Source organism: Corynebacterium tuberculostearicum (assembly GCF_030229345.1).
Taxonomy (GTDB): Bacteria; Actinomycetota; Actinomycetes; order Mycobacteriales; family Mycobacteriaceae; genus Corynebacterium; species Corynebacterium tuberculostearicum_G.
In genome coordinates, this window is sequence record NZ_JASPGP010000004.1 from 98,645 (window position 1) to 114,668 (window position 16,024).

17 protein-coding genes are annotated in these 16,024 nt (G+C 63.9%); 7 read left to right on the forward strand and 10 right to left on the reverse strand.

Going from position 1 to position 16,024, the window contains the following annotated elements:
• The first annotated feature begins 7 nt into the window (after positions 1-7).
• Positions 8-334: a DUF4229 domain-containing protein gene (locus QP884_RS04220; RefSeq protein ID WP_284820894.1), complete on the forward strand. Its 327-nt coding sequence runs from the start codon at positions 8-10 to the stop codon at positions 332-334.
• Here the strand turns inward: QP884_RS04220 and QP884_RS04225 are convergent.
• Genes QP884_RS04225 through QP884_RS04245 form a run of 5 tightly spaced genes read right to left on the reverse strand, consistent with a single transcriptional unit; the run spans position 331 to position 4,601 of the window.
• Positions 331-1,257 carry a 1,4-dihydroxy-2-naphthoate polyprenyltransferase gene (locus tag QP884_RS04225; RefSeq protein WP_284820895.1) on the reverse strand — a complete coding sequence of 309 codons (927 nt, stop codon included), beginning with the start codon at positions 1,255-1,257 and terminating at the stop codon, positions 331-333. The two genes, QP884_RS04220 and QP884_RS04225, sit on opposite strands and share 4 nt — an antisense overlap.
• A gap of 38 nt (positions 1,258-1,295) precedes the next feature.
• Positions 1,296-2,123 carry a metal ABC transporter permease gene (locus QP884_RS04230; protein ID WP_284820897.1) on the reverse strand — a complete coding sequence of 276 codons (828 nt, stop codon included), beginning with the start codon at positions 2,121-2,123 and terminating at the stop codon, positions 1,296-1,298.
• Complete coding sequence (locus tag QP884_RS04235; protein WP_284820899.1) at positions 2,120-2,974, reverse strand: metal ABC transporter permease; 855 nt, start codon at positions 2,972-2,974, stop codon at positions 2,120-2,122. The genes QP884_RS04230 and QP884_RS04235 overlap by 4 nt, the downstream gene beginning before the upstream one ends.
• Positions 2,971-3,681: a metal ABC transporter ATP-binding protein gene (locus QP884_RS04240; protein WP_284820900.1), complete on the reverse strand. Its 711-nt coding sequence runs from the start codon at positions 3,679-3,681 to the stop codon at positions 2,971-2,973. Before QP884_RS04240 ends, QP884_RS04235 begins: the two co-directional genes overlap by 4 nt.
• Entirely contained in the window at positions 3,681-4,601 is a 921-nt protein-coding gene (locus tag QP884_RS04245) for a metal ABC transporter substrate-binding protein (RefSeq protein ID WP_284820902.1), read from the reverse strand. The genes QP884_RS04240 and QP884_RS04245 overlap by 1 nt, the downstream gene beginning before the upstream one ends.
• Before the next feature lie 108 nt (positions 4,602-4,709).
• On the opposite strand from QP884_RS04245, the gene QP884_RS04250 reads away from it, so the two are divergent.
• Positions 4,710-5,393: a metal-dependent transcriptional regulator gene (locus QP884_RS04250; RefSeq protein WP_284820904.1), complete on the forward strand. Its 684-nt coding sequence runs from the start codon at positions 4,710-4,712 to the stop codon at positions 5,391-5,393.
• Here QP884_RS04250 and menE read toward each other — a convergent pair.
• From menE to QP884_RS04270, 4 genes are all read right to left on the reverse strand, one after another.
• A complete protein-coding gene (gene menE / locus QP884_RS04255; RefSeq protein WP_284820905.1) occupies positions 5,390-6,526 on the reverse strand; it encodes an o-succinylbenzoate--CoA ligase in 1,137 nt (378 codons plus the stop codon). The genes QP884_RS04250 and menE overlap by 4 nt on opposite strands.
• Positions 6,527-6,536: 10 nt before the next feature.
• Positions 6,537-6,662 carry a hypothetical protein gene (locus QP884_RS04260; protein WP_284820907.1) on the reverse strand — a complete coding sequence of 42 codons (126 nt, stop codon included), beginning with the start codon at positions 6,660-6,662 and terminating at the stop codon, positions 6,537-6,539.
• On the reverse strand, positions 6,662-7,630 hold the full coding sequence (locus tag QP884_RS04265) for a 1,4-dihydroxy-2-naphthoyl-CoA synthase (protein ID WP_239194736.1): 969 nt from the start codon (positions 7,628-7,630) through the stop codon (positions 6,662-6,664). Before QP884_RS04265 ends, QP884_RS04260 begins: the two co-directional genes overlap by 1 nt.
• 293 nt (positions 7,631-7,923) lie before the next feature.
• Positions 7,924-8,385, reverse strand: a complete 462-nt coding sequence (locus tag QP884_RS04270; protein WP_005322951.1) for a DIP1984 family protein — start codon at positions 8,383-8,385, stop codon at positions 7,924-7,926.
• A 75-nt stretch (positions 8,386-8,460) separates the two neighbouring features.
• Here QP884_RS04270 and QP884_RS04275 point away from each other — a divergent pair, with 75 nt between their 5' ends.
• Positions 8,461-9,486 carry an o-succinylbenzoate synthase gene (locus tag QP884_RS04275; protein WP_434736446.1) on the forward strand — a complete coding sequence of 342 codons (1,026 nt, stop codon included), beginning with the start codon at positions 8,461-8,463 and terminating at the stop codon, positions 9,484-9,486.
• 3 nt (positions 9,487-9,489) lie between these two features.
• Here the strand turns inward: QP884_RS04275 and QP884_RS04280 are convergent, their stop codons facing one another.
• Positions 9,490-10,260, reverse strand: a complete 771-nt coding sequence (locus tag QP884_RS04280; RefSeq protein ID WP_284820911.1) for a hypothetical protein — start codon at positions 10,258-10,260, stop codon at positions 9,490-9,492.
• 359 nt (positions 10,261-10,619) lie between these two features.
• Here QP884_RS04280 and QP884_RS04285 point away from each other — a divergent pair, with 359 nt between their 5' ends.
• The 4 genes from QP884_RS04285 to QP884_RS04300 all read left to right on the forward strand — a co-directional run bounded on the left by QP884_RS04285 (position 10,620) and on the right by QP884_RS04300 (position 15,987).
• The gene (locus QP884_RS04285) at positions 10,620-13,022 is read left to right on the forward strand and encodes an excinuclease ABC subunit UvrA (protein WP_284820913.1); all 2,403 of its coding nucleotides are present in this window, start codon (positions 10,620-10,622) and stop codon (positions 13,020-13,022) included.
• Between the two features lie 79 nt (positions 13,023-13,101).
• The gene (locus QP884_RS04290; protein WP_284820915.1) at positions 13,102-13,836 is read left to right on the forward strand and encodes a hypothetical protein; all 735 of its coding nucleotides are present in this window, start codon (positions 13,102-13,104) and stop codon (positions 13,834-13,836) included.
• 57 nt (positions 13,837-13,893) lie between these two features.
• Positions 13,894-15,516 (forward strand): 2-succinyl-5-enolpyruvyl-6-hydroxy-3-cyclohexene-1-carboxylic-acid synthase, encoded by a 1,623-nt coding sequence (gene menD, locus QP884_RS04295; protein WP_284820917.1) that lies wholly within the window; start codon positions 13,894-13,896, stop codon positions 15,514-15,516.
• Positions 15,517-15,987, forward strand: a complete 471-nt coding sequence (locus tag QP884_RS04300) for a DUF3592 domain-containing protein (protein WP_284820919.1) — start codon at positions 15,517-15,519, stop codon at positions 15,985-15,987.
• Positions 15,988-16,024 lie beyond the last annotated feature (37 nt).

The window sequence follows — 16,024 nt, forward strand, 5'->3', positions numbered from 1 at the left end:
AACCCCCATGACGCATAACCCTGAGCCACCCAAGCCGGACCCAGAACTGCGCCGCCGTTCGCGCGCGGCGCTGTGGAAGTACGGGCTCGCCCGCGTGGTGCTTTTTATCGCTTTGACCGTGGTGATTGAGCTTTTGGCCTTCGCCATCGGCTTTCCCATCCCGGTGCTCATCGCGGCGCTGCTGGCGCTCTTTGTGGCGCTGCCACTATCGATGCTGATCTTTAAAAAGTGGCGCATCGAGGCCACCCAGACGCTGGCCGAGTACTCCGCCCAGCGTAAGGCCCACAAGCGCTGGGTCCAGGCGGAGCTGGAAGGCCGCGCCGCCCAGGATTAGACGAGGATGAGCGCGGCGGCCTCGATAACGGCCCACAGCAGCATCGCGCGGCCGGTCAGGCCGAGCACGGGGATAAGCTCTGGGCCCTGGGCGCCGCGGTTGACGGTGCGGATGGCGCGCAGCGCAAGGGGGAAGTAGACCAAGCCGGCGAGCGCGAGCCAGCTGCCGAAGGCGATGCCGATGGTCAGCAAGAAAGGCAGCAGGAGCAGCACCGTAAAGAGCAGGCGCGCCTTCTCGTTGCCGAGGCGCACGGCGAGGGTAATCTTGCCGGTCTCGGCGTCGGAGGGAATATCGCGGATGTTATTGACCAGGTTGACGCCAGAGCTCATCGCGCCGATGCCCACGGCCAGCGCGAGGCCCGACCACGACAGCCGGCCGGCCTGGGTAAATTCGGTGCCGAGCACGGCGACGAGCCCGAAGAAGACGAACACGGCGACCTCGCCGAGCCCGCGATAGCCATACGGGTTCTTGCCGCCGGTATAAAACCAGGCGCCAGCGATGCATAGCGCGCCGATGAGGATGAGCCACCACGCATGTGCTGCCAGGGACAGCGCGATGCCGGCGAGCCCGGCCACGGCGAACGCGGCGAAGGCGGCGAGTTTCACCTGCTGCGGGCGGGCCAGGCCGCCGCCGGTCAGGCGCTGCGGACCGGTGCGGTCATCGTCAGTGCCGCGGATGCCATCGGAATAGTCATTGGCGTAGTTCACGCCGATGATAAGTGCCCATGCCACGATGAGTGCGAGGAGCGCGCGGCCCACGTGGCCGCCGCCGATGCCGAAGGCTGCGCCGGTGCCCGCCACGACGGGCGCGAACGCATTAGCCCAGGTATGTGGGCGCGCGCCCTCGAGCCAATCCTGGGCAGTGGCGGAGAAACGGCCGGCGGAATGGTCCTTGGAATGCGGGGCAGACTTCGAGGCAGACATAGCCACTATTGTGCCACTGCGTCACGCGCGGGCGGCAATTAGCCAAGGTAGGCGCGACGGCGCAGCCGATAGGCGGCTAGTGCCGCGAAGAAAAGAGTGGCATTGGTGACCGTCATCGCGGCGGAGGTGGCCGCATCAAGCCAATAGGCAAGCCAGAATCCTGCGACTGCGCTGAGTGCCGCGATGCCGCAAGCGGCGAGCATTAGGGTAGGCACGCGGCGGGTGAAAAGCCGCGCGGTCATGGTGGGAAAGACCATCAAGGCGATTACCAGCATGGCGCCGGCGGCGTGGAAAGCGGCAGTAGCAGTGCAGGCAACTACCGCCATAAACGTTGTTTGTACGGCGCGGGAGCGGACCCCGCGCACGGTGCAGAAGGGGGCGTCAAAGGATGTGGCGGAAAGCCGCGGCAAGGTAAGGGCGAGGAAGATTGCGTTGGCGGCAAGCACGCCGGCCATGACATAGCAGTAGTGGGGATTGGAAAAGGCGGCGAGGTTAACATCGCCAACCAAGACGGCGTGGACATCGATATGTACGTGGCTCATTCGGGTAGAGATGAGGATGACGCCGGCGGCAAAGAGGGCGGGGAAGATGAGGCCTAGGGCGGCATCGGCAGTAACCAGCGCGCTGCGCTGCAGCCACCGTGTGCCGAGCGCGACGGCCAGGGCACCGGCCGCGGCGGTAATAAGCAGCAGCGGGGAGTCGATATCGGAGGTTAAAAGGTAGCCCACGGCGATGCCGGGGAGGACGGCGTGGCCGATGCCGTCGATAAGCATGGCCTGTCCCTGTAGAACTACAAAAGTGCCGGGCAGCGCGCATGCTACGGCGGTAAGGACGGCGAGCAGGCAAGCGGTAGCGGCAAGGGTCATGGTCGAAGCTTTCTGGTGACGAGGCTGAACGCTACGGTGGCGGCTTGCACCAGCACGATGATGGGGCCGGTAGGCAGCGGGCCAAAGGCGATGGAAAGGTAGCAACCCACGGCGGCAGTAAGCGCGCCTAGGAAGCCGGCTAGTGCAATGAAGGGAAGCAGGCGGTGAACCCAGGGGCGGGCGGCCGCGGCCGGGCTGATGACTACGGCCACCATGAGGACCACGCCGACCACCTTGACGCCTATAACCGTTACGGCGGTTAAGGAGAGGAAGCTGAGGGCATTTAAGGCCGTGGTGCGAATGCCGGCTACGCGGGCAAAGGGGGCGTCAAAGGCGACGGTGGCTTGCCGAGTGTGTACCGAAGAAAGAATTAGCAAGACGCCGCCGCCAATGACGAGCGCAGAACTCACATCGGCGCGCGTGAGCGTGGACGCGTTTCCCAGCAGGTAATCCTGGATGCCGGCCTTGCCGGGCAAGGGCTGGCGGGAAATATGCTGCATGAGCAGCATGCCGATGGAGAAGAATGTGGTAAGCGTAGCGGCCATCGCGGTGGTCGGGCCGAGCGGGGCCAGCCGTGGAATCAGGTGAATACAGCCGACGGCCAGTGTGCCGGTGAGGATGGCGCCGGCAGAAAGCAGCCAGATATTGCGGCCGTCCCACCCTAAGGCCGTGGCCACGATGAAGGCGACCAGCAGGCCAGGCAAGGAGGAATGCGAGATGGCATCAGCGAGCAGGCTGGTGCGGCGCACATAGACCAGCGGGCCGAGCGCGCCGGCGCAGGCTCCGATGAGTACGGTGCCCCAAAGCGCCTGCGTATAGGTGAAATCCTGAAAGAGTTCTAGTGGGTTCATGAGGGCAGGCAAAACATGTCGGCGATAGCGGATTCGGTGAGCACCTGCTTAGTAGGCCCGGCCGCGATGAGGCGGCCTTGGCCCACCATGAGGACCTCATCACAGAAATCGGCGACCTCTGCGAGGTTGTGGTGGACCAGCAGGATGGTGGCGCCATCGGCGCGCAGATTCTCCAGTACCTCCATGATGGCGCGCTGGCTTGCGGCGTCGACCCCAGCGAAGGGCTCATCCAAGATAATGAGCTCGGGATCGCTCACGAGCGTGCGAGCGAGTAAGACGCGCTGGCGCTGGCCGCCGGACAAGGCCGAAATGGGCAGGTGCGAGTGCTCTTGCATTCCGGTGCGGGCGAGCGCGTCGTGAGCGGCGCGCTTATCGACGCGGCTCGGCCACTGCCACCAGCGCAGGCCGGCGGTGCGACCCATAAGGGCGACGTCGAAGGCCGTGGCCGGAAAATCCCAATCGATCTCCGCGTGCTGCGGCATGTAACCGAGCCGGTGGCGGAAATGGGCAAGGTTGGTGCCATCAAAGGTGAGCGATTCGCAGTTAAGCGGTGGAAGCAGGCCCACCAAGGTGCGCACAAGAGTGGACTTGCCGGAGCCGTTGGCGCCCACGAGGCCGGTGATGGTGGCGGGAGTGAGGGCAAAGGTGGCGTCGGCAAGCACGGGCGTGCGCGGATAGCCCGCGGTGAGGTGGGTGGCGCGCAGCATTAGCTTAAGGCCTTTGCCACGGTGTGTGCGTTGTGCTCGAAAGCCCCGAGGTAGGTATCGGTGGGCGCGTCGGGTCCGAGGGTATCGGCGAAGAGCTCCTCGTCCGAGACGGTAACCTTCCAGCCGCGGGACTCCACGGCCTGCTGCAGCGAGGTGATGGCCTGTGGGTTGGCTTGATTGTCCTTGAAGATGACGGGGACCTTCTTATCGGCGATGGTATCGGCCAGCTCGGAGATCTCGGTGGCGGATTTTGTGGCCTCGGTGGTCACGAAATCGGTGGCGTGGATGTCAAAGTCGAAGGTCTTGCCAAAGTAGTTGAAAGCATCATGGCCGGTGATGAGCACGCGGGGCTTCGCAGCAGCGAGTTCCTTCTTAGCCTTGTCGTGTGCAGCGGCGATCTGGCTTTCGTAGTTATCGGCGGCAGTGGAGTAGTCCGCGGCGTGCTCGGAATCGATATCGCCAAGTTTGTCGCCGATGCTCTCGACGGCCTGGCTCCACAGTTTGGGGCTATTCCAGATATGCGGATCATAGAGTTGCTCGCCGCCCTTTCCTTGTTCCGGCCAGGGCAGGAGATCTTGTTCATCGAGCTGATCGCCCACCGCGAGCTGCTTGTCTCCCAGGGACTTGAGCTGGTCCACCATCTGGGCCTCGAGGTGGAGGCCATTCCAGAGTACGAGGTCGGCGTCCTTCATAGCCTCAATATCGTGCGTGGTGGGCTGGTAGGTGTGCGGATCACCGCCGGGGCCGACCATGGTGGTGATATCGGCTTCGGGGGCGAGGTTGGCTGCAGCATCGGCCAAGTAGCCGGTGGTGGCGAAGATTTTTAGGCTATCTCCGTGGTTGTCATCGCCGCTTGAGCAGGCCGTTAGCGTAGTAGCGGCGAGCAGTACGGCGAGGGGAAGTGCGGTGGTTTTCTGCAACGAAAAGTCCTTAAAGTAGAAATGAATACCAAAGTTCACTGGAATGAACTCTGTAAAACATACATATTGAAACTTACGGAAGCAATAGGATGAACTACGATGGGGTGAATGCACGTAAGCGAGCTGCCCGAACGCACCCAGGACTACCTCAAGATTTTGTGGAACCACGAGGAAAAGGCGGGACGCGATACCGCCATGCCGCTCGGTGATCTGGCTAAGGCTGCCGGCCAGAAGCTGCCCACCACCTCCGAGGCCGTCAAGCGCCTCGCGGCCAAGGGACTCGTGGAACACGAGCGTTACTTTGGCGTCCGGCTGGTCAGGGAAGGTCGCGAATTGGCCGTGGCCATGGTGCGCCGCCACCGCCTGCTCGAGACCTTTTTGGTATGCACCTTGGGCTATACTTGGGACGAGGTGCATGAGGAAGCCGAAATGCTAGAGCATGCGACCTCCGATAGGTTTGTCGAGCGCATCGATGCTTTCCTCGGCGCCCCTGCGCGCGATCCCCACGGCGATCCCATTCCGGCGGCCGATGGCACGGCTGAGCCGCTCTCGCGCATTACGCTTGCCGACGTCCCACCCAACTCTCCCGTCACCATGGAACAGGTCAATGACGCCGATGGCGAATTCCTGCGCTACCTGGACAAACACGGGGTTCGTCCAGGCGTGCGGCTGACCGTCGTTGCCCCGCCGGTAGCCGGCCTCCTAGAGGTTAGCGTGGATAATGGAGCCAGCTTTTCGCTCGGGGAATCCGCGGCGCGCGATATCGCGGTGCGCGACGTGGAAGGTGGCTAAGCGCCGAAGATGCGCGCCACCGCGCGGCGGTCTATTTTGCCTGGCCCGGCCGTGGGAAATTCCGCGAGGCGCTTGATGTCTTTCGGTATCTGCCAGCGGGGAAGCTCGGCGTCTTCGAGGGCCTCAAGGATATCGCCGATATCGGCCCAGCCGGTATATGCCGCCATGATGGCCTGGCCGAGCCGCGGGTGTGGCACGCCGACGACGCAGGCATGGTCCACGCCCTTAACCTTGAGGATTTCGGTTTCTAGCGCCTCGGGGTGAAGCTTGAGACCGCCGGAGTCGATGACGTTATCCAGCCGGCCGGTGACGGTGAGGGTGCCGGCGTCGATAAAGCCGCCGTCGGAAGTAGCGAACCAGCCTGGCTCGCGGAAGGCTTCGTGCTCGGGCGCGTTGCGGTAGCCGTGGGCGATGGTGTGCCCGCCTAAGAGGATGCGGCCGTCCTGGACGCGGACCTGCGCGCCGGGAATCGGCCGGCCGTCGTAGACGCAGCCACCGGCGGTTTCGGAGGATCCATACGTCGCCACTACTGCAATGCCCAGCTCCTCGGCCGCTGCGCGCAGGCGCGGGTTGATGGCCGCGCCGCCGACCAGGATGGCATCGAAAGTGCGCAGCGCGTCGATCCCCTCGACCGAATCCATGGCCTTGGCCAGTTGCAGCGGGGTCAGCGCGGTATAGGTGCGGTCCCCGGTGCGGTCGAGCTCTGCGGCCGCGCGGGCGAAGGTGGGAATATCGAAGCCCTCGCTGAGATCCATGCACAGCGGATCCACGCCCGCCACCAGCGAGCGCACTAGTACCTGGATGCCGGCGATGTGGTGGGCCGGCATGGCCAGCAACCACTGGCCGGTGCCGCCGAGCACCTGGTGGGTGGCATCAGCGCTGGCCACCAGGTTTGCTGGGGTAAGCTGCGCGCCCTTCGGCGTGCCGGTGGAGCCAGAGGTGGACATCACCAGGGCGATGCTGGGGTCGATGGGCTCGCCGGCGCGTTGGGTATTGCGCAGGAGGGTGGCACGGGTGGCGTCGGCAAGCGGGAGCGGCAAGAAGCAGGCCTGCCCGGCAATGGCGGCCTCCAAATCGGGGAGGATGCTGGCCGGGTTGTGCGGATCAACCGGAAGCGGGGAGAGGATAGTCACGGAGGCGATTTTAATCGTCGAAGGGGCGGGTTTCGTCTTTTTCCGCCTTGCGTATGCCGCGCAGCAACACAATGCGCCCAACGATGAGCGCACCCGTGGCAACGACGGCAATGCCGATACAAAAAGCGATAAGCATTAGTAGTAGTACGGGAAGCTATCCCAATTAGGCTCGCGCTTTTCCAGGAAGGACTCCTTGCCCTCGACGGCCTCGTCGGTCATATAGGCCAAGCGGGTGGCCTCGCCGGCAAAGACTTGCTGGCCCATGAGCCCATCATCGGTGAGGTTGAAGGCGAATTTCAGCATGCGCTGGGCGGTGGGGGACTTCATGTTGATCTCCTGGCCCATGCGGATGGCGGCGTCCTCAAGTTCGCCGTGGTCCGCGACCTCGTTGACCGCGCCCATTTCGTACATGCGCTGGGCATCGTAGGTGCGGCCCAAGAAGAAGATCTCGCGGGCGAATTTCTGGCCCACCATCTTGGCCAGGTACGCCGAGCCATAGCCGGCGTCGAAGGACCCCACGTCCGCGTCCGTCTGCTTGAAGCGCGCCTCTTGGCGGGAAGCGACCGTCATATCGCAGACCACGTGCAGCGAGTGACCGCCGCCGGCCGCCCAACCATTGACCACGGCGATAACCACCTTGGGCATGGTGCGGATCAGGCGCTGGACCTCGAGGATGTGCAGGCGGCCGCCTTCCACCTTCTCGCGGGCGGTGTCCACTGTGGACTCATCCGCGGTGGCGTCATCGTGGGCGTGCTCGGTGGCGTATCGGTATCCGGAGCGGCCGCGAATGCGCTGGTCGCCGCCGGAACAAAACGCCCAGCCGCCGTCCTTTTCGGAGGGGCCGTTGCCGGTGAGCAAAATCGTGCCCACATCCGGCGTGCGGCGGGCGTGATCTAGGGCGCGGTAGAGCTCGTCTACGGTATGCGGGCGAAACGCATTGCGCACCTCCGGGCGATCGAAGGCGATGCGCACGATGCCGTTCTTGCGCCCCTCGCCGTTGAGCCTGTGATAAGTGATATCCGTCAGGTCCTCAAACCCTTCTACGGAATGCCACAATTCCGGCCGGAACGGATTATCGGTGCTGTACTTTCTCTGCTCGCTCATAAAAGCCAGCTTAGTGGCAAAAGAAGAATAGTCCCCATTCCCAACCCTCACCCACACACGCTGCCCAGCAGGCCGGTAATAATCAATACGCGATACTGCGAGGTTGTTGCCCCGCATAATACCCGTGTACGCCATACCAGCGCGGTACTCCATGCCATGGGGAGACTCGAACTCCCCGCCCCTTAAAGCGCTAAAGGGGGCCAGTGTCCCAGGATTTTCCCCTCCAGGGTGGGGGCCTGCTCGCTGCAGGTGTGTGGGCTACCATCGCGCGCTTTGAGCAGCGCGCGATATGACTATCCGTTTTTCAGTTCGGTATTCCAGTTCAGCTGCTGGATGCGGGTATCCAGCTCGCGATACTGCTTAGACAAATCATCGACGCGCTTGCGCAGATCCGCCACCGGGATGGTGGAGACAAACTTAATCTCGGTGCGGGAATAGCGATCCGAGCGCGTACCCGCCCGCTGCGCCAGGTCGTGGTAGATACGGCGCTTGCGCAAGAGGCCGTCGCGAAGCGCGAGGGCTTCCATCAGGTTCCTCTTCTCATCAAAGGCGGTGGCGATATTCGTCGCATTGATGGCCTGCACCAGCTCATCGATGCGCCCGGCCACGCCGTCGAGCTCGCGCAGCAGCTCTTGCGGATCCTCATCCGGGGTATCACCCTCCTGCACGCGGGCCACGGTCAGCAGCCGCTCGTGCAGGCTATTGAGGCGCTCCTGCGCCTGTGCGCGCTCCGCCAATGCCTCAGCTAGCAGCATAATTCCTCCTTTATTGGTATAGGTTCCCAAAATAGCGCAGAGCGGGGGAGGGGTCAACGGCCGGCGGGCGCTACCATGAAGGCCATGCATATCGATGACGTCCTCGACCGCGCCCACGTAGTCTCCCTCCCGCTCGCCGTGCGTTTCCGCGGCATTACCACTAGGGAGGCCCTGCTCATCGAGGGCCCGGCCGGTTGGGGCGAGTTCGCGCCCTTCTTGGAATACGGCCAGGCCGAGTCCGCCGCGTGGCTGCGCGCCGGGCTTGAGGCCGCCTACGAGGGATTTCCGGAGCCGGTGCGCGATTCCATCGAGGTCAACGCCACCATCCCGGCCGTACCCGCCAGCGAGGTCCCGGCCGTGGTGGAGCGCTACGCCGGCTGCCGCACCTTCAAAATCAAAGTGGCGGAAAAGGGCCACACGCTTGCCGACGACGCCGCTCGCGTCCGCGCCGTCCGCGACGCCGTCACCCAACGCGGCGATATCCCTATCCTGCGCGTGGACGCCAACGGCGGCTGGAGCGTCGATGAGGCGGTCGAGGCCGCGCAGATGATGATGCCGCTGGACTATATGGAACAGCCCTGTGCCACCACTGAGGAGCTTGCCCAGGTCCGCGGCCGCCTTATGCGCGCCGGCCTCTTTGTGCGCGTTGCCGCCGATGAATCCATTCGTAAGGTCGCGGACCCGTATCGCGTGGCCGAATTGCAGGCCGCGGATGTCGCCGTGGTCAAACCCGCCCCGCTGGGCGGCGTGCGCCGCGTCCTCGAAGTGGCCCAACACCTGCGCCAGCGTCACATGGATATCACAGTGGCCTCCGCGCTCGATACCTCCGTCGGCATCAATATGGGCCTTGCCGCCGTCGCCGCCCTCCCGCGCATCTACGACGACGAGGACATCGACGTCACCCCGGCCGCCGCCGGCCTTGCTACCGGCTCCCTTTTTGAAGAGGACGTCACCGCCCCGCGCCCGCTTATCGATGGCCACCTTTCCGCCGATATCCTCGCCCCCGACCCAGATCGCCTCGCTGCACTCGCCGCCCCCGCCGACCGCCGTGATTGGTGGTTCGACCGCGTTCGTGCTTGCTGGCAGCACCTTGCTGACTAGGGCCTAGAGCAAGCTCTGGTGAAACCTCCACGCCGGAGTCGCCAGTGCCCGGCGCACCTTCTGCGGCCTGCTCTTTAGCCCGCGCACACTGCGCCGATGCGCCACCGTTTCCTGCACCGTCTCCACCACCAGCTTGAGGTGGTAGTCGGTGCATTCATCTGTGAATTTCAATGGCGCCCACCCGTGTTGCACCGCATGATTGGTCTTCCACGTCCCGATGAGAAATTCCCGGTGATTATTCTCCGGCGTGTGATAGTAAAGCGAGTCCAAGTCCACCACGGTCGTTCCTGCTTCGAAGCCTAAATCCCAGGTGTACGGTCCCAGCCGGAAATTCGGTACGGGCTTGAGACCCACCCGCCGCATCTCGTGGTACATCCGCTGCTCCCACTTCGATGCCGTCCCGACCGGCGCCAGCTCCGCCAGCTCGCGGACCGCATCCTTTTCCTTGCTGGTCACCATCTCTAAATCGGCCGCGAACCTTCCCCTTCCATTGAGCCCGCGGTACGCCTGCGCCAGTGCTTCCTTCAGCAGCCACTCGCCGCAGCGCTCAAAACTTAGGGCATCTGCCACCGCTTGCGCCGGCAACGCCATCCGCACGCCTTTCACCCGATTTGCTGGCACCGGCCGCGACCTCACAGTACGCACCAGCTCATTCGCATGTGTCCGGCAATTGTTATCCACCCGAATCGTTACCGGCAGCTGCACCTCACAAAAGCCGTACGCCGCGAGCGCCGCCGTCCCTGTAAATACCGCATCCGGATAAAGCTGCGCCACCGCGGCGAGCTTATCCTTCGCACTCGCCTCCGCTGGGACGTAACAATTGCGCCGCAAGCGTAACAGCGTCCCCTCACTAACCCTGCTGCGGATTTGATAGTCAGTAAGGCCTAAATCTAGTAATTCATTTCTCGTCCACATGACTCATTGGACTGGAAATCTTCCAGGAAGGTTCCGCTTTCCTCGTTTCAACGATTTCGTCCATCTAAAACACCTAAATCGTCGACGATTTTCGCCATATGTATGGACGAAATCGTTGAAAAGCGGTGGCCTGCGCACGAAAACCGGCGAACCGCTTAAGGAGACTGCTGTCAAACTTCAAACTGCCTAGCCCGCCACCTGTGCGTACGCTAGAGGACATGTCTACTATCAAGGTCCGCGATGCCCACCTGCACAATCTGCGCAACGTCGACGTCGATATGCCCCGCGGCAAGCTCGTTGCGGTCACGGGCGTGTCTGGTTCGGGCAAGTCTTCGCTGGCATTCGGCACGATTCACGGCGAAGGCCAGCGTCGCTATCTCGAATCGGTGGCGCCCTTCGCCCGTCGCCTCATTAGCTCGGCCGTCGACCCGCAGGTTAGCCAGGTAGAGGGCCTGCCGCCGACGGTCGCGCTGCAGCAATCCACCTCCGGCGGCGGTGCGCGTTCCACGGTTGGCACCGTCTCCGCGCTCTCGAATAGCGTGCGTCTGCTCTATTCGCGCGCCGGGGATAACCCGGAGGGCCTGTACTCGGATTCTTTCTCTCCGAATACCCCGGAGGGCATGTGCCCGCAGTGCCACGGCACGGGCGTGGTTCACGAGCCGACCGAGGACTCCATGGTCCCGGATCCCACCCTCTCTATCGAGGAAGGCGCCATCCAAGCATGGCCCGGCGCCTGGGCCGGAAAGAACTTCCACGACATCCTGATGAATCTGGGCTACGACCTGGATTCGCCCTGGCAGGACCTACCGCAAAAAGACCGCGACTGGATCCTCTTCACGGAAGAGCGCCCCGTCGTCACCGTGAAGCCTCTACGCGGCAAGGATCAGATTCAGCGCAATTATGAGGGCACGTGGCGCTCGGTGGCCAGCTACCTCAATAAGACGCTGGCGGAGACCCAATCGGATACGCTGCGCAAGCGCACCCTGTCCTATATGGAATCCCGCGAGTGCGAGACCTGTGGCGGCCGCCGCCTCAACCCGGCCGCACTGAAGGTGACCTATGCGGGCATGCCGATTGATGAGCTGGGCGCGCTGCCGCTGGATTGGGTGCATGAGGTGCTCAGCAAGCAGAACCCGGAGGAGAACTCGGCCGAGGATTTGCTGCTGCGGCAGATTCTGCCCGCGTTGACCTCGGCGCTGGAGCTCGGCTTGGCGCACCTCAGCCTGGATCGGCCGACGCAGAGCCTGTCCGGCGGCGAGATGCAGCGCATCCGGTTGGCGGCGCAGTTGCGCTCCGGCCTCTTCGGCGTGGCCTATGTGCTCGACGAGCCCTCGGCCGGCCTGCACCCCGATGAGCGCGACGCGGTCATGGATATGTGCCGCCGTTTCATCGCGGCCGGCAACTCCGTGCTCTTGGTGGAGCATGACATGGATTTGGTCGCGCAGGCGGACTGGCTCGTTGACGTCGGCCCGCTGGCCGGCGAGCGCGGCGGCAACGTGGTCTATTCGGGCCCGGTTGCAGACTATGACGCGGACACCCCTACCGCCAACGCGCTGGCTAATCGCACGCTCGCGCTTGCCGACGACCCCCGCACCCCTTCCTCCCACCTCACCCTCCGCGGCATTAACGCACGCAGCATCGACAACCTGGATGTGGACTTTGGCTTGGGCCAATTCACGGCGGTAGCCGGTGTCTCCGGTTCGGGCAAATCCACCCTGGTCAGCACGGTGCTGGCTGGCCTGCTGCGACAGTCCGCCACGGCCGTTTCCGATGAGGAAGAGACCGAGGACAAGGGCTGGTCCGTAGAGAGCACGGAGGGCTTTGATCGAGTAAAGCGCGTCGTGCAGATTACCCAGAAGCCCATCGGCCGCACCCCGCGTTCCACGCTGGCAACTTATACCGGGCTTTTCGATAACGTCCGCAAGCTCTTCGCCTCCACCGACGAGGCCAAGCAGCGCAAGTGGACGGTCTCGCGCTTTTCTTACAACGTAAAGCAAGGCCAGTGCCCCACCTGCGGCGGCGCGGGCAAGATCGAGGTGGAGCTGGTCTTCTTGCCGGGCTCGTACACCACCTGCCCGGAGTGCGGCGGCGCTCGCTTCAACGACGAGACCTTGGAGGTGACTTGGCAGGGCCGCACCATCGCGGACATCTTGGAGCTCACCGTGGATGAGGCCGCGGAGGTCTTCGCCGAGGAAGAAAAGATTTACCGCGCCATCGCCACGCTGCAGGCCGTCGGCCTGGGCTACCTCCGCTTGGGCCAGGGCGCACCGGAGCTGTCCGGCGGCGAGGCCCAGCGCATCAAGCTGGCCACGGAGCTGCAGCGCTCCCGCAACTCGCGTCGCGGCCACACGGTCTACCTGCTGGACGAGCCCACCACGGGCCTGCACCCAGCCGATATCGACCTGCTCAATACCGAACTGCACAAGCTGGCGGATGCGGGCCATACGGTAATCGTCGTCGAGCATGATCTTTCGGTCATGGCGCATGCGGACCGCATCATCGAGATGGGCCCAGGCGCTGGCGAAGATGGCGGCCGCATCATCGCGGATGCCACCCCGGCGCAGGTTGCCGCAGAGGATACCGCCACCGGCCGCGCCTTGAGCGCACGCCAAGCGCACTAAGCGGCGAGCCGCGGCTTCCCTGTTAGCTGTGGGAGACCTCTCTGGGATCTCACAGCAAAATGGGGTAGAGGTAGAGGGTATGACTTCTAAAGGCCCTCATGGCGATAATAATGAAACCCGCAGCTGGTCCAGCCCGGCGGATGATGCCACGCGCCAGATAGGCCGCGTGCCCGATAATGCCGCCGGCCCCAGCCGCGACCAAGCGCGCCGCGAGCACCCCAAGCAGTACTTCCCAGGCGAGCAGCAGCCGCAGAATGAGACTCGTCAATTCGATGCGGCCGCTGGCTATCAGCAGGGCTACGGCCAGCAGCAAAGCTACGGCCAGAACTATCAGCAGCCGGCCGAGCAGGCATATGGCCAGCAGTACGCGCAGCAGCCCGAGTACGAGCCGGTGCCGTCGAACTATGATCCGGACCAGCCGGAAAAGCGCAAGAAGAAGGGCGGCGGCGGTGGCGCGATGGCCGGCGTCTTCGCGGCCATCGCGGTACTTGCAGTGCTGGCTGCGGCGGTGTTGTTTTTCCTATGGCGCAATGCCGCGGACGAGGCGGATAAGCCGGAACCCCAGCCGGTGACGGAAACGCTGACCACGGAGGTTCCCACCACCGTGACCCAGACCGAAGAGCCGGATACGCAGGATGAGAACTCCAATAATCTGCCGAAGCTGCCGGACTTCCAGAATGACCTGCCGTCCGATATCCCGACCGAGTTGCCACCAGAGGTACAAGACCAGCTGGATAAGGGCAGCGATGTGGACATTGAGGGCCTCCTCAATGACCTCCTGGGCGGCGGCGAGCAGCCGGCCAGCCAGAACTAAGCGCCCAGCACCTGCCCGGTAAGGGAAATGGCGCGCGGGCAGGTAAAATCGGGCGGCATGAATGAATCGATGCAGTTGGCTGAGAAGGTAGCCGCCCAACTGGCGCGCCACCTCACGGATGTCGTCCTGTGCCCTGGTTCGCGCAACGCGCCGCTGTCGCTGGCGCTATTGGCGCGTGATGATATCCGCGTACACACCCGCCTAGACGAGCGCGGGGGAGCGTTTACCGCCCTGGGCATGGCGCGGGTGCAGCGCCGCCACGTGGGCGTGGTGATGACCTCGGGAACTGCGGTGGCCAATACTTTGCCGGCCGTGGTGGAGGCACACTATTCCCATACGCCGCTAGCCATCATTAGCGCGGACCGGCCGGAGCGCTTGGTGGGCACGGGGGCGTCGCAGACCATCGAGCAGCAGGGCATCTTCGGCGTCTATGCGGACACCACCCAGGTCACCGGCGTGGACGATATCGCGGCGATGGCCCAGCGCTTCCGCGAGGACCTGCAGGTACACATCAATGTGGCCTTTGATGCCCCGCTTGTCGACGCCACCCTGCCAGACCACACCTCCGGCGACGGCGTGCGCGAGCCCGCACCGGCCTTTGTGGACCACGGTGAGGTGGCCGTGGATTTGAGCAAGAACACCCTGGTCATTGCGGGCGACGAGGCCTGGGAGGTAGAAGGCCTCCAAGACGTGCCAACCATCGCGGAGCCGAGCGCGCCGGGCCCGTATCATCCGGTGCATCCAGCGGCGGCGCATATCTTCCGCAAGGCGCAGGTCTCCGCGAATGATTATGTGGTCAATACCAAGGTAGAGCAGGTCATCGTTGTAGGGCACCCGACGCTGCACCGTGGCGTGCTAGCGCTGATGAATGATCCGGATATCGAGCTGGTGGTGCTCTCGCGCACCAAGGACTTCACCAACCAGCGCGGCGACGAGGCCCGGCTTGGCACCACCGTCAAGGTCGCCGGTGAGCCGAGCCGCGAGTGGATGAAGATCTGCGAAGGCGCAACCGATATGGCTGGACAAGCGGTGCGCGAGACCCTCGAGGATGAGGAACTGGGATTTACCGGGCTCCACGTCGCGGCCGCGGTGGGCGATACGCTTTCCGTCAACGACACCCTGGTGCTCGGCGCTTCGAATCCGGTGCGCGATGCCTCCATGGTGGGCCTGCCTTTCGACGGCGTGGATACGTACTCGCCGCGCGGGGCGGCCGGCATCGACGGCACCATCGCCCAAGCCATCGGCATTTCCCTGGCCACGCAATCGCTGGATCCCACCAACTGGCGCGCCCCGCGAGTAATGGCGCTCATGGGGGATGTCACCTTCTTGCACGACGCGAATAGCCTGCTCATCCCGGAAGACCAACCGCGACCGGAAAACCTCACCATCGTGGTGGCCAATGACAACGGCGGCGGCATCTTCGAGACCCTGGAACAAGGCGCCGATGCGCTGCGCCAGTCCTTCGAGCCGGCGTTTGGAACGCCGCATGGGGTGGACGTCGGCAAGCTGGCAGAAGCCTATGAAGCAGACTACCGCGAGGTGACCACCCCGCAGGAGCTATTGGATACGTTGGCGGAGCTGAAGGAATACTCCACCGGGATTACCGTCGTGGAGGCCAAGACCACCCGTGCCACGCGCCGGGCGCTCAATGAGAAGCTCACCGCAAAGGTAGGCCAGTAAGTGGCCCCGCCGCAGCATAAGCCGCACGCGGCCGTGGTGCCGCGCTATACGCCCGCGGTCTATCGTCGCCGCCTGCACCAGCTGACGCTGGCGCTGTATTTAGCCGCGCTGGTGGGTGTGGTGGGCATGGTCATCGGGCCGGCGCTGAATGACCACGCCATCGCCAGCCACCCCGCGCGCGCTTTGGCCACGGTCAAGGATGTGGGCATGCTGCGCACCACGGTGGATTTCCAAGACAGCGAGGGGATTTACCACACCCCACAGCATGGGCTGCTCTATCCCAGTGGGCTGGGCGAGGGGCAGCAGGTGTGGGTGCAATACGCTCAAGACAACCCAGACCTGGTCAAGGTCGAAGGCCGCGAATGGACGCTGGCCATTATCCCGGCGCTCTCGGTAGGGGTAGTTGCCACGCTCATCGCGGCCGTGCTGTGGAAGCTGATTAGCTTCTTTACCCGCCGCGCGGAGAAATAATTAACCAAGATTTTCCGCTGGCTTCACCATAAACTTA